Raw genomic sequence first — 20,065 nt, 5'->3', positions numbered from 1 at the left:
CTCGACGGCCCGGCCGCCGCCCGCGTCCTCGGCAAGCGCCCCGGCGCCGTCCGGACCGCCGCGCACCGGGGGCTGCGCAGCCTGGCCCGCAGACTCGGCGCTCCCGCCCCGGCGGCCGGGCCCACCGGGACGGAACGGCGGGAGGGGCGCCCACAGCTCCCTACGACCGGACCCGGAACGGACGACACCACGCCGGCGCCGGACCGGCCGGCCGGGTGAACGGCACCGGGCGCGGGCCGTGGACGGTGTGTACGAGGGCTGCGACGGGCACGGAGGACTCCGACATACACAGAGGGCTCCGGCGTGTACGAGGGCTGCGACGTGTACGAGGGCGGGCTGCGACGTCCACAGCAGAGGACTACGACGTACACAGAGGAGTCCGGCGTGTACCAGGCTCGACGTGTACGAGGACGGATGCCCCCCGCGGCCGTGGAGCCGCAGGACGCGCCGGCCGTGACGGCGGCGGTGGTCGGCGCCGTTCCCCGGCAAGCGGCAGCCGCCGAGTGCCAGCCGGAGACGGCCGGGGCCGCCACCCCCCACAGGAGAGGCCCCGGCCGCCGCGCGGGCGGGCCGCGCGCGGCCCGTACTTCCTACAGCGCCGTGAGTGCGGTTTCTGTCACACCCGGCCACGTCCGAACATCACCGTGTGCACATCCGGACCCGGTCACGAGTTAGTTGCATCTTCTACAGACGTGGACGAGCAGCGGTTTAACGCCGTAACGTGCCTTTCGCGCCGACCGAAGACAGGCGTAAAGGGAGTGCGGTGCTGGGGGACGACGCGGAGCTGACCACCGCGGTGTGTGCGGCACAGAGCGGGGACGAAGCCGCGTTCCGTACGGTGTACCGCGCGGTGCACCCCCGGCTGCTCGGATACGTACGCACGCTGGTCGGCGATCCGGACGCCGAGGACGTCACCTCCGAGGCATGGCTCCAGATCGCCCGGGACATCGACCGGTTCAGCGGCGACGCCGACCGGTTCCGCGGCTGGGCCGCCCGGATAGCGCGCAACCGCGCCCTGGACCACATACGCATGCGGGGCCGCCGGCCCGCCATAGGCGGCGACGAGACGGAACTGACCGGCAGGGCCGCCGAGTCCGACACGGCCGGTGAGGCCATCGAGGCCCTGGCCACCGACAGCACCCTCTCCCTGATCGCCAGGCTCCCGCAGGACCAGGCCGAAGCGGTCGTCCTGCGCGTGGTCGTGGGCCTGGACGCCAAGACCGCCGCCGAGACACTCGGCAAGCGCGCGGGCGCCGTCCGCACCGCAGCGCACCGCGGCCTGAAGCGGCTCGCGGAGCTGATCGGCGCCGATCCGGAATCGGCGGGCGGGCTCGACGCCCTCCCGCCACAGCGAGAACCGCGCCGCGGCGCGGTGACGTCCGCAACTGTGACGCATACGCGTGCGCGGACGCAGAAGGACATGTGATGGCCGACGAGCAGTACAAGTGGCTGAACCGGGAGACGGCGGAACGCCTGCTGCGCGGTGAGTCACTGGAAGCCGTCGACCCTTCCGCCCGTGACCAGGCCGAACACCTGTCCCAGGCGCTCGGCGCGCTGTCCGCGCAGGCCGCACCCGCCGCCGGTGAGCTACCCGGCGAGCAGGCCGCGCTGGCCGCGTTCCGCAAGGTCAGGGAGGCCGCCGAGGCGGAGCGCACCGCCGCTGCCCACGCCCTCTCCGCCGCCCGCGCACCCGCACCCGGTTCCGACGCGGGCCTGGTGCGCATCGGCGTGCCGACGCGTACCGGAATCCGGGCCCGGCGTCCCGGCTGGGCCCGGCCGGCACGCCTGGCGCTGGCCGCCGCGCTGACCGTGGGCACGCTCGGCGGGGTCGCCGTGGCCGCGGGCAGCGGAGTGCTGCCCACGCCGTTCGGCGACGAACACCCCCGGCCCGGCGCCTCCGTCCCGGCCGGTACCAGCACCGGAGAGCCGCTCGCCTCCCCCTCCCCGTGGCTCACCCCCGGTGGCGGGGCGGGCACGGGGGTTCCCGGCGCGACCGGCGGCACCGGCGTTCCCGGCGACCGTACGCAGGAGAGCCGCGACAGCGGTTCCGACGAGGCCGCCGCCGAGGACGACGCGTCGGGCCACAGCACCGCTCCCGGCACCGGCGCACCCTCCGCGACGTCCGGCCCCGGGTGGGGCGGCGTCGCCGCGGCCTGCCGCACCCTGCGGGACGGCGGTGAGCTGGACGCCGGCCGCGAGCGCGCCCTGGCGGACCTGGCGGGCGGTTCCGGCCGGGTGACCAGGTACTGCAAGGTCCTGCTGGCCGCGGGTGACGTCGTCTCCGGCGCCACGAGCGGCGGTGCCGGCGGGGACGTCGGCACCGGGCAGGACCGCGACAAGCGGCCGGGCAAGGGCGGCAGGAGCAAGGGCGGCGGCGGACACAAGGGCGGCGGCCAGGGTGACGGCCGGGGCGACGAGGACGGCCACGGCCGTGACCGCGACCACGATCGGGACCACGGGCACCCGGGACACGGCCACCGGTCGGGCGACGGCGCCCGGCGCCGCGGCGACGCCCTGCCCGCTCCCGTCCCCGCCCCCACCTCCTCCGCGGGCCGCCCGCCCACCCACCGACTGTCGCCCCCGTCGCCGAGCCCGACGTACACCGCGCTCTGACCGGCGCCCGGCGCCCGGTTCCCGCACCTGGCCGCCCTGCGGTCGCCGGCCGCGCGCAGCCGACCTCCTGGCCGCCTCGCGGTGGCCGGCCGTGCGGAGCCGACCTTCTCGCCTCCCTGCCGCCTCCCCCGGCTTCTCCGTGGCGGCCCTCTGACCTGCGGTTTCGGCTCGCGCAAAAGTTCTTTTCCGTGAGGTGTGACGTTTCTGGAGCCGACGACGCAGTACTGAGTGAGCCGACTGGTCATCGGCCGTCGCACTGAGCCGGGGTTCCCCCCGTACCCCAAGGCTCGTGCACCTGGCGCGGGCGGGACACGTTCCCCCGGTCCCGCCCGCGCCCACAAACGCACCGGACCGACCGCGGCCACCGCATCGCCGCGTACAGCCGCGCACCGCCCGGACGGCCGGGCTCACCAGTACACGACGACCTTGTCGCCGGTCCGCACCTGTGCGAAGAGCCGGGCCATCGCCGCCTCGTCCCGGACGTTCACGCACCCGTGCGAACCGCCCGCGTAGCCGCGTGCCGCGAAGTCGTACGAGTAGTGCACGGCCTGGCCACCGCTGAAGAACAGCGCGTACGGCATCGGCGCGTCGTAGAGGGTCGACACATGGTGCCGCGACTTCCAGTAGACGGTGAACACACCCTCACGGGTCGGGGTGTACTGGCTGCCGAAGCGCACGGACAGCACGGACAGGGTCCGCCCGTCGACCATCCAGCGCAGCGTCCGGCTGGTCTTGCTGACGCACAGCACCCGCCCGGTCAGACAGCGCGGATCCGCCGCCGCGGCCGGCTGGCCGCCCATCGGATACAGCTCCCACCTGCCCGGCGCACGCGTCATCGCCACCAGACGCCGCCAGGTCTCGGCATCCGTCGCGCCGGTCCGCGGCAGCCCCCGCTTGCCCTGGAAGCCCCGAACCGCCTGCTCGGTCGGGCCGTCGTACGACCCCGTCGGACCCGCGAACAGCCAGGCCACCTGGCGCAGTCGCGCCTGGAGCTCGCGCACGGCCGGCCCGCTGTCGCCGGGCGACCACAGCACCCGCGGCGCCGGCTGGGCGGCGGGCGCCGTCCCGGCGGGCCAGGAGGACCGGCTCTCCGGCAGCCGGATCCGCACCGGCAGTCCGTGCTTGCCGTCGGGGCCCGGCGGCTGCACGGTGCAGCCGCAGAGCGCGGCGAGAGCGGTGACCGCGGCGGCGGCCGAGGCGAACAGGGCGGCAGGTGTCCCCGGGATCCTCATGCCGTGGATGCTTCCCACGTGACCGGCGCCGGACTCCGGGGCATGGTGAGGAGTGCGGGGGCGTACCGCGGAGGCAGCCATGGCACGTGAGTCGGAGTCGGGCCTGCCGGTCGAGCCGGTCTACGGGCCGGCCGACCTGACCGGCTGGGACCCGGACCGGAAACTGGGCGAACCGGGCGCGTACCCGTTCACCCGCGGGGTGTATCCGACCATGTACACCGGCCGCCCCTGGACCATGCGCCAGTACGCCGGCTTCGGCACGGCGGCCGAGTCCAACGCCCGCTACCGGCAGCTGATCGCCCACGGCACCACCGGGCTGTCCGTCGCCTTCGACCTGCCGACCCAGATGGGCCACGACTCCGACGCACCCCTGGCGCACGGCGAGGTCGGCAGGGTGGGAGTGGCGGTCGACTCGGTCGAGGACATGCGGATGCTGTTCGACGGCATCCCGCTGGACCAGGTCTCCACGTCCATGACCATCAACGCGCCCGCCGCGCTGCTGCTCCTGCTCTACGAGCTGGTGGCCGAGGAGCAGGGCGTCCCGGCCCACCGGCTGACCGGAACCGTCCAGAACGACGTCCTGAAGGAGTACATCGCGCGGGGCACGTACATCTTCCCGCCCAGGCCCTCCCTGCGGCTGACGGCGGACGTCTTCCGCTACTGCGCCGCCGTGATGCCGAGGTGGAACACGATCTCGATCTCCGGCTACCACATGGCCGAGGCGGGCGCGTCCCCCGCGCAGGAGATCGCCTTCACCCTCGCCGACGGCATCGAGTACGTGCGCACGGCGCTGGCGGCGGGCATGGACGTCGACGACTTCGCCCCGCGCCTGTCCTTCTTCTTCGTGGCCCGCACGACGCTGCTGGAGGAGGTCGCCAAGTTCCGCGCGGCACGCAGGATATGGGCGCGGGTGATGCGGGAGGAGTTCGGCGCGCGCGATCCCAGGTCCCTGATGCTGCGCTTCCACACCCAGACGGCCGGGGTCCAGCTGACGGCCCAGCAGCCGGAGGTGAACCTGGTCAGGGTCACCGTCCAGGCCCTGGCGGCCGTCCTCGGCGGCACCCAGTCCCTGCATACCAACTCCTTCGACGAGGCGATCGCGCTGCCGACCGAGAAGAGCGCGCGGCTGGCGCTGCGCACCCAGCAGGTCCTCGCGCACGAGACGGACGTGACGGCGACGGTGGACCCGTTCGCGGGCTCCTACGCGGTCGAGCGGATGACGGACGACGTGGAGGAGGCCGCCGTCGGCCTGATGCGGAGGGTCGAGGAGCTGGGCGGGGCGGTCGCGGCGATCGAGCGGGGCTTCCAGAAGTCCGAGATCGAACGCAACGCGTACCGGATCGCCACGGAGACCGACTCCGGGGAGCGGGTCGTGGTCGGCGTGAACCGCTTCCGGCTGGACGAGGAGGAGCCGTACGAGCCGTTGCGGATGGACCCGGCGGTCGAGGCCCGGCAGACGGAACGGCTGGCCCGGCTGCGGGCCGGGCGGGACCAGGGCGCGGTCCGGGCGGCGCTTGACGCTCTGCGCGGGGCCGCCGAGGGGGAGGACAACGTCCTGTACCCGATGAAGGAGGCGTTGCGGGCGCGGGCGACGGTGGGGGAGGTGTGCGGGGTGCTGCGGCAGGTGTGGGGGAGCTATGTGCCGACCGACGCGTTCTGACCGGTCCTTCCCACCCGGTCCCGTCCGCGTCCCCTGATCGTCCGCGTCCCCCGGTGATGAGGGCCGGTGGGGGTGAAGGCCGATGAGGAAGAGGCCGGGGGGTGAAGGCCGGTGGGGATGCAGCCGGCGGCCGAGTAGCGGTGACGAAGAGGCCGGGGGTGAGACCGCTGGGGATGCAGCCGGCGGCCTAGTAGCGGTGACGAAGAGGCCGGTGGCGAGGTGGGCCGGTCCGCCCCGGCCCGGTGTCGTACCCGCGTGCGACACTCCTTGCATGTTCGGCGTCATCGACCTCCCCACCTACCTCGCGGGCCTGATCCTGATCGTCCTGCTGCCCGGTCCCAACTCCCTGTACGTGCTCTCCGTGGCCGCCCGCCGAGGTGTGCGGGCGGGGTACACCGCCGCCGCGGGCGTGTGGTGCGGGGACACCGTGCTGATGACCCTCTCCGCGGCCGGCGTCGCCTCGCTGCTCCAGGGCAACGCCGTGCTGTTCGGGATCGTGAAGTACGCCGGTGCCGGTTACCTGACCTGGCTGGCGCTCGGGATGCTGCGGTCCGCGTGGCAGATGTGGCGGGCCCGCGGGGAGCGGACCGTCGAGGACGCCGCCCCCGCCAAGGTCACCGACGAGCGCCCCTTCCGCCGTGCCTTCGTCGTCAGCCTCTTCAACCCCAAGGCGATCCTGTTCTTCGTCGCCTTCTTCGTGCAGTTCGTGGACCCGGGCTACGCCTACCCGGCGCTGTCCTTCGTGGTCCTCGGCACGCTCGCACAGCTGGCCAGCTGCCTCTACCTCAGCGCCCTGATATTCGGCGGCACCCGCCTCGCCGCGGCCTTCCGGCGCCGCAGGCGGCTGGCGGCGACGGCGACCTCGGCGGCGGGTGCCCTGTTCCTCGGGTTCGCGGTGAAGCTGTCGCTGGCCGGCGCCTGACCACCCGGAGGCTCGCCCTACGCCCCAGGGGGCCCGCCCTACGCCCCCGCGAAGGCTCCCGCTCGTTCCGCGTACTCCCGCAGGCCCCCGGTGGTCTCGCCCGCCCAGCCCACGTACCCGTCGGGGCGGACCAGGAAGACGCCCGGGCCGTAGCTCTCCGGGGCCGACGGGAGCGACCGGATCCGCGGCAGTGACGCTCCCAGCAGCGTCCAGTGCGGCCCCCGGAAGGCGTCGAAGAGCCGCACGCCGTCCACCCTGCCGTCCGGTGCCCGGTCGCCCGCCCGGATCCCGGCCGGCGCGGTACGGGTGTCCACGCTGAGCGAGGACCCCCGGTAGCCCAGTCCCAGCTGCACCGTCGCCCTGCCGCGCCGCACCTCCCCGCGGTGCACGGCCGTCGACAGGCCCAGCATGTCGGCGGCGTTGGCGCGCCGCTCCTCCTCGAAGGTGTCCAGCAGCGCCTCGTGCGCCCCGCCTTGCAGCACCGCGCCCAGCTTCCAGCCCAGGTTGTAGGCGTCCTGGACGCTGGTGTTCAGCCCCTGCCCGCCCGCCGGTGAGTGGACGTGCGCCGCGTCGCCCGCGAGGAACACCCGGCCCACCCGGAACCGCTCCGCCAGGCCGGTGCGCGGCCGGAAGTCCGAGATCCAGCGCACCCCGGTCACCCGGCCGGGGTCCAGGTGCGTGTACGCGGCCACCAGCTCCCGGCCCCCCGCCAGGGACAGCTCGGCCCTGGTGCCCTCGGGCAGGCGCCCCTGGAGCTGGAAGTCGTCCGTGCCGGCGAGGGGGCACAGGGCCAGGCCGGCGTCGCCGGCCGCCGGGAACGTGTGCCAGTGGTCGCGGTCGAGGCCCGTCACCGTCACGTCGGCCACCAGGAACGACGCCGGGTCGACCGGCTCCCCGGTCATGCCGACGCCCAGCGCGCGCCGGATCGCCGAGCGGCCTCCGTCGGCGGCGACGACGTACCCCGCACGGACGGCCGTGCCGTCGGCGAACCGCACGCTCACGCCGTCCGCGTCCTGCTCCAGGCCCGTCACCTCGCGCCCGAACGCCACCCGGCCGCCCAGCTCCACCAGCCGCGCGTACAGCACCTCCTGGGTCCGCCACTGCGCGACCATCAGCGGGTCGGTGTACGGCGTGCCCTCGTCCGCCGGGATCTCCTCGAACATCGGCCGCTCGCCGACCGGTTCGCCGTCCTTCCAGATCAGCCGGGCCGGGTAGGGGCCGCCCGCCGCCCGGACCGCGTCCAGGACACCCAGGTCGTCGAAGACCTCCTGGGTGCGGGGCTGGATCCCCTTGCCGCGGGAGCCGGGGAAGAGCCCCCGCTCCCGCTCCACCAGCAGGGCCTGCACCCCGCGCCGGGCGAGATCGATACCGAGCGCCAGCCCCGTCGGACCCGCCCCCACGATCACGACATCCATGACATATCTCCTTAACGTCGTTAAGTTCCGTCGTCGGCAACGGTGCACTTAACGCTGTTAAGCTGTCAAGTGTGAGCCCCGCGAAACGTGCACCTCTGGACCGACGACGCGTCGCCGACACGGCGCTGCGGCTGCTGAACGAGGTCGGACTGGAGGGACTGACCCTGCGCGCCATCGCCAGGGAGCTGGACGTCAAGGCGCCCGCCCTGTACTGGCACTTCAAGGACAAGCAGGCGCTGCTGGACGAGATGGCGACGGAGATGTACCGGCGGATGGTCGCCGGCACCGCCCTCGACCCCGCCGACACCTGGCGGGAGCGGCTGCTGCTGGCCAACCGCGAGCTGCGGGCCACGCTGCTCCGCTACCGCGACGGCGCCAAGGTCTACAGCGGCTCACGCTTCACGGGCACGGAGCACGCCGGCGCGATGGAGGCGACCCTGCGCCTGCTGACGGAGGCCGGCCTCACCCTCGCCCAGGCCGTCCAGGCGGCCCGCACCACCCACGTGTACACCCTCGGCTTCGTCACCGAGGAGCAAGGGGTGCGGCCGCTCCCGGACGAGCGCCGCGAGGGGTACGACGTCGAGGAACGCGCCCGGCGGCTGGCCGCCTACCCACTGGCGGCCGAGGCCGGGAAACTGCTCTTCGACGGCTACGACGCGCAGTTCGAAGAAGGGCTGGAGCTGCTGACCGAGGGCATCGCGGCACGCTACGGGATCGACTGAACGGGGACGCGGACACCTCCGGCGGACGGCGGACCGGTGACGTACGGGTGTACCCCGGACGTCGACTTCATGCCGCCACCTCTCGTTCACCCCGTGTTCCGGTGGGGGACGCCGCCCGGCGTCGAACACTTTCTACGGTCGCAGCGACCTGCCCCTGAGACGACCTGCCCCTGAGAGAGCCCGGGTGTACGTGTGACCAACCGCTCCCCGAAACTGTCGGTGATCATCCCCTGCTACAACGTCGAGACCTACATAGCGGAGACGGTCGCCAGTCTTGTCCACAACGCCCGGGACGACTTCGAGTTCCTCCTCATCGAGGACCGGTCGACCAAGGACAGGACGTACGAGGCGTTGCTGGAACTGACGAAACGGCTGCCGAACAGCAGGGTGATCCGGCACGAGCAGAACGGTGGACTGGCCACCGCCCGCAACACCGGCATCGACGCGGCCGAGGGCCGCTACCTCACCTTCCTCGACGGTGACGACTGGTTCGCCCCCGGCTACCTCGAAACCCTGGTGGACCGGATCGAGCGCCTGGACGTCGACTTCGTCCGCACCGACCACGTCCAGGTGACCGGCGTCCAGCGCGCCGTCCACCGGGCGCCGGAAGGACGCCGGCACATCGCGCTCGACCCGCGCGGCTCCATCCTCCCCGTCGGCGAGTCGACCATGGTCGACTACCCGTACGCCTGGGCCGGCGTCTACCACCGGCGCCTGCTCGACCGCGGCCTGCTGCGCTTCCACGACGGGCTGCGCACCGCCGAGGACCGGCCCTGGATCTGGGAGCTGCACCGCAGGGCGGACTCCTACGCCGTCGCCGGGCTGCACGGCGTCTTCTACCGCCGGGGCGTCGCCAGCTCGCTCACCCAGATCGGTGACGTGCGCCAGCTGGACTTCTTCCGCTCCTTCGACCTCGTCCTCGCCGAACTCGCCGACGACCCCGAGGCCGGCACGCTGCGCAAGAAGGCGCTGCGCAACTACTGCGTCGTCATCGCCCACCAGCTGCTGAACCGGGACCGGTTCGAGCGCAGCGTCGCCGCCAGGCTGCGGCAGCTGGCCGGTGAGACGCTGGGACGGATGTCGGAGGAAGAACTGAACGAAGCCCTCGCCGGCATGGGCGAGACACGCGTACAGGTGCTGCGGCGCATACGCGGCGGCATGAAGGGAGTGGCCGCATGAGCGGCACGGACCGTACGGACAGCGGCGCGGGCACGGCACCGGCCACGGCCGGGGGCGCACCCCGGCGCGGTACGACCCAGATATTCTTCTCCGCCACCCAGTACGCGGCGGCCACCGTCACCGCCGCCCTGCGCGCCGGACTCTTCGGCCCCCGCGCCGAGCACCGCCGCATCCTCGTCGTCAGCAACACCGCCGCCGTGCCCGAGGTCGGCACCCCGCTGGACCGGATGGCCGGATTCGAGCGGCTGCGCCCGGAGTTCGACGAGGTCCGCTCCTGGAACGACTTCATCTCCCCGCACCACCCGGCCGGCTGGTCGCCGCGCGGCCAGGACCTGGTGCTGTGGGAGAAGGCCGTACGCCTGGCCTGGAACCTGGGTGACGAGCCGGTCGAGATCGCCTGCGAGTCGATCCAGGCCAACCCCTCCCGCGCGGTCGCCGACATCTTCGCCGACAGCCCGATCCACGTGTACGCGGACGGCCTGATGAGCTACGGCCCCACCCGCAACCGCATCCCGCACAACATGAGCACCCGCATCGCGCGCGTGCTCCACCTCGACCTGATACCCGGGCTGCGGCCCATGCTCCTGGCCGAGTACGGGGTCGAGCCCGTGGCCGTGCCGAACGAGTCCATCGTCGAGGTCCTCGCCCAGATCGGCGAGGAGGGCGCCGGCATCCTCGCCGACCGCGTCCCCGCCGCGGGGCGGCCCACCGCCGTGCTGCTCGGCCAGTACCTCTCGGCCATCAACCTGATCACACAGGACGAGGAGGAGGAGCTGCACGTCCGGATGGTGCGCGCCGCCGCCCGCGCCGGACACCGCGCCGTCCTCTTCAAGCCCCACCCCAGCGCCCCCAGCGTCTACAACACGTCGCTGGAGGCGGAGGCCGCGGAACTCGGGGTGCGGCTGACCGTCCTGAGCGAGCCGGTGCTCGCCGAGACCGTGTTCGCCCACCTGAAGCCGGAACTGGTCGTCGGCTGCTTCTCCACCGCGCTGATGACGGCCGCCGCCTTCTACGGCATCCCGGTCGCGCGGGTCGGCACGGAACTGCTCCTGGACCGCATCACCCCGTACGAGAACAGCAACCGCATCCCGCTCACGATCATCGACGCGGCCCTGCCCGACGCCGAACGCGACGTGACCGGCACCCCGCTGCCGCTCGACTCGCTCGGCGGCACACTCGGCCCGCTCGTGCGCACCGTGGGCTACTGCATGCAGTCCCGCAAGCACCCCGGCCTGCACCCGGAGGCCGCCGCCTGGCTCGGCGCGCACCTCGCCGAGTATCCGCGGTACTTCAAGAAGCGCCGCCTGACCGCGCTCCGCCTGCCCGGCGGCAGCCCCGTACGCGCCGAGGCCCTGCGCCGCCACCCCGCCGTCCGCAAGGCCGTGAAGCAGATCCGCGCACGCCGGCGGTAGGCGCGCCGGGCGCACGCCACGGCGGCCGGTGGGAGCGATCCGCTCCTGCCGGCCGCCGTCGTCCGTGTGCGGCAGGGCCCCGCTCAGCGCGACGGGACGGTCCCCGGCCGCTGCGCCGCCAGCGCCCGCTTCAGCCGCGGCCCGAACGGCCGCTCCACGAAGCGGTGCATCAGCCAGGCGAGGACCAGGAACCCGCTGACCGTCACCGCGAGCGTGGCGTACGCGCCGAGGCCGAGGCCCCGGTGCAGCACCCGGATGACGAACCAGCCCAGGTGCTCGTGGATCAGATAGAAGGGGTACGTCAGCGCCCCCGCCACCGTCAGCCAGCGCCAGTTCGCCCAGCGCGTCCAGCCCAGCGCCACCACCGCGACCGCCGCGAAGGACAGGAAGACGATCCCCTGGATGACGTACGGGTCGCGCGGGAAGTCGCCGTGCCCGCCCGGGTGCCACAGGGCCGTGACCGAGTAGCGCTGGCCCAGCAGGAAGGACGTGCCGACGATGCCCCACAGCAGCAGGTCGCTGCCGAAGCGGTGGATCAGGTAGAGGGCCAGGCCGCCGATGAAGTACGGGGCGTGGTCCCGCATCACCAGCTCGTCCGTGAGCGGCAGGTCGGCGACACGGGCGAAGACACCGGCCAGCGTCCACAGGATGCAGAAGGTCACCACGCGCCGGTAGGTGACACCGCGCCAGATCACGAACAGCGCGAAGAGCACGTAGAAACGCATCTCCACCCAGAGCGTCCAGCACACGCCCAGCACCCGCGGCACGCCCATCGGCTGCTGCAGCATCGTGAAGTTCACCAGGAACTCATCCGACCGGAGCGGGTGCACCACCACCGGCAGGAGCACCGAGGCGGCGCCCACCATCAGCAGGGCCGCCCAGTACGCCGGGTACAGCCGGGAGACGCGGGAGCGGAAGAAGGCGCCCAGGGTGCGGCCCCAGCTGCTCATGCAGATGACGAAGCCGCTGATGACGAAGAAGAACTGGACGCCGAGGCAGCCGTAGGTCGCCACCCGTGACAGGGACGGGAACACGCCCGAGGGGGACTGGTGCCAGGATTCGGCGACCTCGCCGTTCTTGCCGGCGAAGTGGTAGAGGCAGACCATCAGCGCGGCCAGCAGCCGCAGCCCGTCCAGGGCACGCAGCCGGTCACCCGCGCGCCGGCGGACGGGACTGGCCGGCAAGGTGCCGGGAGCCGGCAGCCGTTCGGCGGGCAGCGCCCCGACGGTGCTCGCCGGTGCGAGGGTCTGGTCGGCCGGTTTCATCGTGGGCCTCTTTCGGCGGATGCGAAGACTTGGGTCGTCCGTGGGTCAACGGAACGACGCTACGCAACCCCGACGGAGGAAAGGCGATCCGAAGTTGACGTGCGGCGATCGCACAGATGTCGCGTGGGTGAAAACAGGGGCGCCAAGTTGACGCGTGGGCGCGGCAGAACGCGCCGCCCCCCGGTGCGGCGGGGGAGCGGCGCGCGGCTGGGCGGCGGGCTCAGCGCCTGGTCAGCGCCCGGGCCCGACGGGCGATCCGGCGTACGGTCGCATTGCGCGGGATGAACGACAACTGGGCGGGAACCGCCCCCGGCAGAGCCAGCGAGGTCAGTCGACGGCGCTTGAAGTAGCGCCAGGTGTGCGGGTCGAGGTGCCGGGAGAGGTAGCTCTCGGCGGCGCCCCGCAGCTGCGGATAGATCTTCGGCTGCATGGCGAAGCCCACCGCCCCGAGCAGCGCGGCCAGTTCGTCCACCCGTTCCCGGGACGGCATCGACCAGCCGGACACGGCACCCGCGTCGCCGAGGTCCGGCAGCAGCGCGTCGGCGATGGTCACCGGCACCCGGTTGCTGTTCTGGTAGGGCGCGAGCCGGGCCAGGACGGTGTCCGTACCGACCCGGGCGACGGGCAGCCCGTACAGGGCCGCCGCCGTGAACAGCGCGGTCGAGAAGCAGCTGACGACCAGCGCGGGGCGCAGCCGCTGGAACGCCACCTCGGCGAGCACGGGCACGTCCAGCAGGACGAGTTCGGCGCCGAGCCGGTCCGCCTCCTCCCGCAGCAGCCGTGACCAGTGGGCGGGCGCCACCGGATGGGGCTTGAAGACCAGCCTGCGGTGGCCGAGCGCCACCGCGCCGCGCACCATCCTCAGGTGCAGCTCCTCCTCCTCGGCGGCGCTGAGGATCTCCAGAGCGGAGAGGTACTGGCCGAGGAGCAGGGCGGGCCGCGGCTCACCGGTGCCCGGCAGTTCCGTCTCGTCCTCGGCGAGTTCCTCCAGCACCTTCAGGAACACCTCGGTGGGCACCAGTTCCGGGCGCACACCGAACTCGGTGAGCAGCAGCGGGGTCAGCCCGGGGACCAGGTCGAGGTGGAGGAGGCGTTCGATGCGCGTGCCGACCAGCGGGTCGATCTTGTCGCGCGTGGGGCCATAGCTCATGAGGCCGTCGGCGTAGACATCGACCGGAGCGCCGGTGAACAGCTGGCACAGTGCCAGTGCCGGGTTGACCTGCACGGATTCCACGCTGATCCGGATCTGGTCGTCACCGAGTCCCCACAGCAGCCGTACGTACCGCTCCCACATGGGGATGTCGTTGGCGCGCGGGCCCCAGCCGCTCGGGTGCAGCGGCGCGATGGTCTCGTTCCAGGACAGCACGCCGTCGAAGCGGTCGCCGATGGTCCGGAAGCCCGGCATCCGGTCCACCGACGGCGTGGTCTCGGGGTTGGCCGCGTTGTTGGTGACCACGAGCAGCCGGCGGTCCGCCGGTTCGAACAGCCCGGCGTCGAGGGCGGCGGCCAGGGTGGCCGCTCCGTACAGGGTCGACGCGCAGAAGATGTGCGTGGTGCGGGGCATCAGGCGGCCACCGTCCGGGCACCGGCCGGCCGGCGCCTGAGCCGCCGCAGCCGGCTCGCGCGCTGCGGATCCATCGAGTCCAGGACCTGCGCCAGTACGTCCTGCGGCAGCCTCTTCAGCGCGCCCGCGCTCAGGGAACGCAATTGTCGAGCCACGGCGGGTTCGAACCTCTCGATCGATCCGAGGTGATGAGCCATGATGGCGCAATATGTGCGCACGGCTTTCGGCAGCAGTTTATCGGCCTCGGGATCCCGTGCCGTTTCCTCGATCACCTGGTCGAATGCGCGAATGAAATCAAGTTGACGGACGTCACCGATCTGAGTGAGTGACGAAGCGACACCGCGGCGGTAATAGACCCCCAGCAGGCCGACGGCGGCGAAGGACTTGGCCTCCCGGTGCAGCCGCCAGATCCACGGCCGGTCCTCGGCCGTGCGCAGCCCGTGGGTGAAGTGCAGCAGGCCCTCGTCGACGAGCCGGCGGTGGTAGACACCCGCCCACGCGTACGCGTAGTCGACGGAGGTGGACCGGTCCGCGGGCAGGATCGTGTCCCGCGGGTTCAGCACGACACCGCGGCGGCCCTGCGGCACCCGGTGGATGGCACGGGCCCGGCCGGTGCACTGCACATGGTCGGTGCGGACGAAGTCGCAGCCCAACTCGTCCATGGCCGCGACCAGTCGGGGGTAGTACCCGGGGGCGAGCCAGTCGTCACCGTCCAGGAACGTCAGGTACTCGCCGCGCGCCCGGTCGATACCGGTGTTGCGCGCCGTCGCCAGCCCTCCGTTCTGTTCGTGTCTGACCAGGACCGCGCCGGGCAGATCGCGTTCCGCGCGCGCCAGGATCTCCGGGGTCTCGTCGCGCGAGCAGTCGTCGACGAGAATGAATTCGAAGTCCTCACGCGTGTTCGCACGCAGGCTCTTCAGCGTGTCTGGCGCGTATTGCTGGACGTTGTAGAAGGGCACGATGACCGAGAGCTTCACCACCCGGATGACGTTAGAGGGAAGCCCGGCCCGCGCCCTGACCGTCTCCTTGATTTCAGGTGAACTGCACGTGGCAAAGCTGTGAACCAGGCTGTTTTCCGGTGTGATCAGAGCCTGATTCGCCATTCGGCGACGTGCTGTTAACCGTTTGTTGTATTCAGGTTGGGCGGAACCTCGGAATCGCTTCCTAGCGTCTTGGACGTGCCAGCAAGTGCTACGAAGTCCCTGCGGGTCGCCGTCCTCGCGGACTCCGACACCCGCTGGAAGTGGGGTGCGCTCACCGCGCAGCGCCTCACTCCCGCGGCTGCCGAGGTCCGCCTCGACGGCTACCTCCTGCGGGGACGAGCCACCCCCACCGCCCGCCAGCTGACGGAAGTCGGCGTCCGGGCCGCCTCCCTGAACGAAGTCACCGGCATCGAGTTCCTGCGCGCGATGACCGAGGAGTCCTACGACGTCCTCGTCCTCGCCCTGGTCGGCGGCGGCGTCCAGGCGATGCTGCACGGACTGCGCGCCGCCTGGGGCCCGGGCAGGCGTCCCGTGGTCGTCACCGGCTATGTCGGGGTCGTCTACGAGAAGCTCACCGACGGACTGCTGCTGCGGCACGGCGCGGACCTCGTCCTCGCCAACTCCCGCCACGACGCGGACCGGTTCCGGGCCGTCTACGAGGGCGTGGGCGCCGACGCCTCCTCGGTCACCGAGGTCGCGCTGCCCTTCCTCGGCGGCACGCCCTACACCGGCGAACACGACCCCTACACCGTGGTGTTCGCGGTCCAGCCGTCCGTGCCGGACAACCGCCGCGACCGGCTCTACCTGCTCGACCGCGCGGTGGCGCACGCCCGCAGGCACCCCGAGCGCGAGGTGCTGCTGAAGCTGCGCTCCAGGCCCGGCGAGCACACCACCCACATCGAGGAACTGCCGTACCAGAAGCTGGCCCAGGGCAGGGACCTGCCCGCCAACTTCCGTCTGGTGTACGGGCACATGGGCGAGGTGCTCGACCGCACCGACCTGCTCGTCACGGTCAGCTCCACCGCCGCCCTGGAAGCCCTGCACCGCCGTATCCCCACGGCCGTCCTCACCGACCTCGGGGTGCGCGAGGTGCTCGGCAACCACCACTTCACCGGCTCCGGCTGCCTCGCCTCCTGGGACCAGCTCGACGCCGGGCACCTGCCGGTGCCCGACGAGGAGTGGGTGGCCCGGCAGGGCGTCGCGGCCGACGGCACCTACGCGACGGCGTTCGACACCGCCCGGGAACGCATCGCCAAGCTGCTCGACCGCCCCGGCGGCCTGCCGCCCCTGAACCCCTACTACACGCCCGAGACCGCGCCCGGATACCTGCCGGGCATCCTCGCCCGCCACCACCTCGGCCCCGACGGCGTACCGCTGCCCGGGGCGCCCGCCGCCGACAAGGCGCCCGGCCCCGTCCGGCAGATCGTCCGCAAGGCCGCGCGCGGCGCCTACCGGCACGGCGTCCAGCGGGTCGCCCCCGTGATCCGGCGGATGGGCGAGCTGTGACCTCATTGCAAGGAGTAGACCCCATGTCCCACTCGGAAGCGGGCCCGCGAGCTTCGGTCCGCCGGGTACTCGCGGTGATCCCGGCGCGTGGCGGCTCCAAGGGCGTCCCCGCGAAGAACCTCGCCCCCGTGGGCGGTGTCCCGCTGGTGGCGCGCGCGGTGCGCGAGTGCCGGGCGACCCGGCTGGTGACCGACGTCGTCGTCTCCACCGACGACCAGGCCATCGCCGCCGCCGCCCGGGAGGCCGGCGCCGAGGTCGTGCTGCGGCCCGCCGCCATCGCCGGTGACACCGCCACCTCGGAGGCCGCGGTCCTGCACGCCATGGACACCCACGAAGCGCTGCACGGCGCCCCGGTCGACGTGGTCCTGCTCGTGCAGTGCACCAGCCCGTTCGTGATCCGCGAGGACATCGACGGGGTGGCCGCCGCGGTCGCCGAGAACGGCGCCGACACCGCCGTCACCGTGGCTCCCTTCCACGGCTTCGTCTGGCGCGAGGCCGACACCGAGGGCGAGGGCGGGGTGGGCGTCAACCACGACAAGTCCTACCGCCCGCGCCGCCAGGACCGCCCCCAGGACTTCCTGGAGACGGGCGCCGCCTACGCCATGGACGCGGCCGGCTTCCGCGAGCAGCGTCACCGCTTCTTCGGCCACACCGAGCTGGTGCGCACCGACCCGGCCCGGGTGCTGGAGATCGACGACCCGCACGACCTCGCGCGGGCCCGGGCCCTCGCCCCCCTCTTCGACGCGGACCGCCCCGGTTCGCTGCCGGCCGCCGACGACATCGACGCGGTCGTACTGGACTTCGACGGCACCCAGACCGACGACCGGGTGCTGATCGACTCCGACGGACGGGAGGTCGTCGCCGTGCACCGCGGCGACGGACTCGGCATCGCGGCGCTGCGCAGGAGCGGCCTGAAGATGCTGATCCTGTCCACGGAACAGAACCCGGTCGTCGCCGCCCGCGCACGGAAGCTGCGGATCCCCGTGCTGCACGGCATCGACCGGAAAGACCTCGCACTGAAGCAGTGGTGCGAGGAGCAGGGCATCGCGCCGGAGCGCGTGCTCTACGTCGGCAACGACGTGAACGACCTCCCGTGCTTCGCCCTGGTGGGCTGGCCCGTGGCGGTCGCGAGCGCCCACGACGTCGTACGCGGCGCCGCACGCGCGGTCACCACCGTCCCCGGCGGCGACGGCGCGATCCGAGAGATCGCCAGCTGGATCCTCGGCCCCTCTCTCGACTCCCTCCCCAAGTAAGGACACCCCCTGATGAGCACCAACTCCCGTCTGCGCACCTTCGGTTCGCGCGAGGTCGGCCCCGGCAAGCCCGTCTACATCTGCGGCGAGATCGGCATCAACCACAACGGTGAGCTGGAGAACGCCTTCAAGCTGATCGACGTGGCCGCCGAGGCCGGCTGCGACGCCGTCAAGTTCCAGAAGCGCACCCCCGAGATCTGCACCCCCCGTGACCAGTGGGACATCGAGCGCGACACCCCCTGGGGCCGGATGACCTACATCGACTACCGCCACCGCGTGGAGTTCGGCGAGGACGAGTACCGCCAGATCGACGAGTACTGCAAGAGCAAGAACATCGACTGGTTCGCCTCCCCGTGGGACACCGAGGCCGTCGCCTTCCTGGAGAAGTTCGACGTCCCCGCCCACAAGGTGGCCTCCGCCTCCCTCACCGACGACGAGCTGCTGAAGGCCCTGCGCGCCACCGGCCGCTCGGTCATCCTCTCCACCGGCATGTCGACGCCGAAGCAGATCCGCCACGCGGTCGAGGTCCTCGGCAGCGACAACATCCTCATGTGCCACGCCACCTCCACCTACCCGGCCAAGGCCGAGGAGCTGAACCTCCGTGTGATCAACACACTGGAGAAGGAGTTCCCGAACGTCCCGATCGGCTACTCCGGCCACGAGACCGGCCTGCAGACCACCCTCGCCGCGGTCGCGCTCGGGGCGACCTTCGTCGAGCGCCACATCACCCTGGACCGCGCCATGTGGGGCTCCGACCAGGCCGCCTCCGTGGAGCCGCAGGGCCTCGTCCGCCTCGTCCGGGACATCCGCACCATCGAGGCCTCCCTCGGTGACGGCGTCAAGAAGGTCTACGACTCCGAGCTGGGCCCGATGAAGAAGCTGCGCCGCGTCACCGGTGTCGTCGCCGAGGCGGAGATCGCCGCGGCCGCGGGCGAGCCGGTCACGGTCTGAGCACCCCGATTGCCTGACGGATTGCCCTACGACGGGACGGTCGTACGCCGATGAGCCCCCGCGCCGGTCACACCGGCCACCCCCTCCGCACGCTCGCCTTCGTGGAGAGCCCGGTCCAGCTGCTGAACGTACTGGAGTGGGCGCACCTGCACGGCCTGCACAGCGCGGGCACGGACACCCTGCCGTCCGTGCCCGTGCAGATACGGCGGACGGTGGCCGGTGAGAACCCGGCGGCCGGCGCGGAGCTCACCGTCGTCGTCCTGTCCCCGACCGACCCCATGACCCGGGGCCAGCTGCGCCGCATGGCCGACCTGGCCCGGGACGAGGGGTACCGGGTGCGCTGGGAGGAGGCGCGGGGCGGCACGACCGCGCCCTTCCACACGATCGGCGGCCTGGCGGGCTCCCTCCGCCGGGCCGACCGGATCGTCATGGGGGACCCGTTCTCCCGCTACGTGCAGCTGCTGCTGACCATCACCCGCGCCCAAGACCTGGTCGTCGTCGACGACGGCACGGCGACGATGGAGTTCGTCGCCCAGCTGGCCCGCGGCGAACGCCTGGTCCGCTGGCACCGCAAGGGCGGCCGGCCCGGCGCCCGCGACCTGCTCTTCGCGCCGGTGTCCTCCTCCGCCCGCCGCCGTCTCACCCCGAGCGCCCACCGCCGGGTCGAGGTCTTCTCCTCCATGCCGGTGACCGAGACCCCCGAGGGCGTCACCGTCACCGCCAACGACTTCGCCTGGACCCGCGCCCGCTTCGGGCCGCCGCGCATCACCAAGGGCGCGGACATGGTCGGCACCTCGCTGGTGGAGACCGGGGTCGTGGACGGCGACCGCTACCTGGAGGCCGTCCGCGGCCTGGCCAAGGCGCACGGCGCCACCCGCTACTTCGCGCACCGCCGCGAGAGCACCGACAAACTGCACCGCCTGGCCGCCGAGACGGGGCTGGAGATAGTGCGTCCGGACCTCCCCCTGGAACTGATCGCCCGCCGTGGCCCCATAGGGCGGACGATCCTCAGCTTCCCGTCCACGGTCGTGCACACCCTGCCGCTGGCCCTGGCCGGTACGGGCGTCCGCGTCGCGGTCTGCGACATCGACCCGGCCTGGCTCACGGACACCGCCTCCCCCCGGGCCCAGGGCTTCCTGTCAGGAGTGACCGACACGGCCCGCGACGTCCACCGTCTGGCGGCGGTGAGCCTCGCCTAGCCCGGCCCGAACCCAACCGGCCCCGACTGAGTACGGGTACTCAGGCGCCGCGTGATCGCGTCTCCATAAGATCATTTGCCTGCCCGAAAGGGCATGCGCGAGGCGACGGCAGCCCGCCGGCGGCGGGGAAGCGGGAAGCGGGGGGACATCACGCCCTGGACGCCGGAGGGCGAGGACACCAAGGGTCTG

16 protein-coding genes and 1 pseudogene are annotated in these 20,065 nt (G+C 72.6%); 12 read left to right on the top strand and 5 right to left on the bottom strand.

Translation table 11 applies throughout. The annotated features are described in order from the left end of the window. From GT045_RS39830 to GT045_RS18095, 3 genes and pseudogenes are all read left to right on the top strand, one after another. Positions 1-219, top strand: a pseudogene (locus tag GT045_RS39830) (hypothetical protein); the annotation flags it as partial. A gap of 544 nt (positions 220-763) precedes the next feature. Continuing rightward, positions 764-1,426 carry an RNA polymerase sigma factor gene (locus GT045_RS18100; protein ID WP_161293157.1) on the top strand — a complete coding sequence of 221 codons (663 nt, stop codon included), beginning with the start codon at positions 764-766 and terminating at the stop codon, positions 1,424-1,426. Continuing rightward, positions 1,426-2,613: a hypothetical protein gene (locus GT045_RS18095; RefSeq protein ID WP_202528377.1), complete on the top strand. Its 1,188-nt coding sequence runs from the start codon at positions 1,426-1,428 to the stop codon at positions 2,611-2,613. The genes GT045_RS18100 and GT045_RS18095 overlap by 1 nt, the downstream gene beginning before the upstream one ends. 407 nt (positions 2,614-3,020) lie before the next feature. Here the strand turns inward: GT045_RS18095 and GT045_RS18090 are convergent, their stop codons facing one another. Next, the gene (locus tag GT045_RS18090) at positions 3,021-3,845 is read right to left on the bottom strand and encodes a L,D-transpeptidase family protein (RefSeq protein ID WP_161298090.1); all 825 of its coding nucleotides are present in this window, start codon (positions 3,843-3,845) and stop codon (positions 3,021-3,023) included. Positions 3,846-3,924: 79 nt separating this feature from the next. Between GT045_RS18090 and GT045_RS18085 the strand changes: the two genes are divergently transcribed. Next, complete coding sequence (locus tag GT045_RS18085) at positions 3,925-5,505, top strand: methylmalonyl-CoA mutase family protein (protein ID WP_161298089.1); 1,581 nt, start codon at positions 3,925-3,927, stop codon at positions 5,503-5,505. A gap of 271 nt (positions 5,506-5,776) precedes the next feature. After that, positions 5,777-6,427, top strand: coding sequence for a leucine efflux protein LeuE (leuE, locus tag GT045_RS18080; protein ID WP_161298088.1), 651 nt, complete (start codon positions 5,777-5,779; stop codon positions 6,425-6,427). 38 nt (positions 6,428-6,465) lie between these two features. Here the strand turns inward: leuE and GT045_RS18075 are convergent, their stop codons facing one another. Next, on the bottom strand, positions 6,466-7,842 hold the full coding sequence (locus GT045_RS18075) for an FAD-dependent monooxygenase (RefSeq protein ID WP_161334800.1): 1,377 nt from the start codon (positions 7,840-7,842) through the stop codon (positions 6,466-6,468). Positions 7,843-7,913: 71 nt separating this feature from the next. On the opposite strand from GT045_RS18075, the gene GT045_RS18070 reads away from it, so the two are divergent. From GT045_RS18070 to GT045_RS18060, 3 genes are all read left to right on the top strand, one after another. Beyond that, positions 7,914-8,564 (top strand): TetR/AcrR family transcriptional regulator C-terminal domain-containing protein, encoded by a 651-nt coding sequence (locus GT045_RS18070; RefSeq protein ID WP_161334799.1) that lies wholly within the window; start codon positions 7,914-7,916, stop codon positions 8,562-8,564. A 192-nt stretch (positions 8,565-8,756) separates the two neighbouring features. Beyond that, complete coding sequence (locus GT045_RS18065) at positions 8,757-9,743, top strand: glycosyltransferase family 2 protein (protein WP_161298085.1); 987 nt, start codon at positions 8,757-8,759, stop codon at positions 9,741-9,743. Then, positions 9,740-11,155 (top strand): alpha-2,8-polysialyltransferase family protein, encoded by a 1,416-nt coding sequence (locus GT045_RS18060; protein WP_237538685.1) that lies wholly within the window; start codon positions 9,740-9,742, stop codon positions 11,153-11,155. Before GT045_RS18065 ends, GT045_RS18060 begins: the two co-directional genes overlap by 4 nt. A gap of 83 nt (positions 11,156-11,238) precedes the next feature. Here GT045_RS18060 and GT045_RS18055 read toward each other — a convergent pair whose 3' ends face one another. The 3 genes from GT045_RS18055 to GT045_RS18045 form a co-directional block, all read right to left on the bottom strand. Next, positions 11,239-12,420, bottom strand: coding sequence for an acyltransferase (locus tag GT045_RS18055; RefSeq protein WP_202528375.1), 1,182 nt, complete (start codon positions 12,418-12,420; stop codon positions 11,239-11,241). Positions 12,421-12,640: 220 nt separating this feature from the next. Then, positions 12,641-13,984 (bottom strand): polysialyltransferase family glycosyltransferase, encoded by a 1,344-nt coding sequence (locus GT045_RS18050; RefSeq protein ID WP_161334798.1) that lies wholly within the window; start codon positions 13,982-13,984, stop codon positions 12,641-12,643. Continuing rightward, positions 13,984-14,964: a glycosyltransferase family 2 protein gene (locus GT045_RS18045; RefSeq protein ID WP_161298092.1), complete on the bottom strand. Its 981-nt coding sequence runs from the start codon at positions 14,962-14,964 to the stop codon at positions 13,984-13,986. Before GT045_RS18045 ends, GT045_RS18050 begins: the two co-directional genes overlap by 1 nt. Positions 14,965-15,162: 198 nt before the next feature. Between GT045_RS18045 and GT045_RS18040 the strand changes: the two genes are divergently transcribed. Genes GT045_RS18040 through GT045_RS18025 form a run of 4 tightly spaced genes read left to right on the top strand, consistent with a single transcriptional unit; the run spans position 15,163 to position 19,876 of the window. Beyond that, positions 15,163-16,473, top strand: coding sequence for a DUF6716 putative glycosyltransferase (locus GT045_RS18040; protein WP_161334797.1), 1,311 nt, complete (start codon positions 15,163-15,165; stop codon positions 16,471-16,473). Positions 16,474-16,496: 23 nt separating this feature from the next. Further along, a complete protein-coding gene (locus GT045_RS18035) occupies positions 16,497-17,726 on the top strand; it encodes an N-acylneuraminate cytidylyltransferase (RefSeq protein WP_161298082.1) in 1,230 nt (409 codons plus the stop codon). Positions 17,727-17,738: 12 nt separating this feature from the next. Next, positions 17,739-18,677, top strand: a complete 939-nt coding sequence (locus GT045_RS18030) for an N-acetylneuraminate synthase family protein (protein ID WP_161298081.1) — start codon at positions 17,739-17,741, stop codon at positions 18,675-18,677. A gap of 50 nt (positions 18,678-18,727) precedes the next feature. Next, positions 18,728-19,876, top strand: a complete 1,149-nt coding sequence (locus GT045_RS18025) for a hypothetical protein (protein WP_161334796.1) — start codon at positions 18,728-18,730, stop codon at positions 19,874-19,876. Positions 19,877-20,065: the final 189 nt, after the last annotated feature.

This window comes from Streptomyces sp. SID486 (assembly GCF_009865385.1).
Lineage (GTDB): Bacteria > Actinomycetota > Actinomycetes > Streptomycetales > Streptomycetaceae > Streptomyces.
Note: the sequence above shows the minus strand (reverse complement) of the source record. Positions and strands in the feature narration are given on the sequence as shown.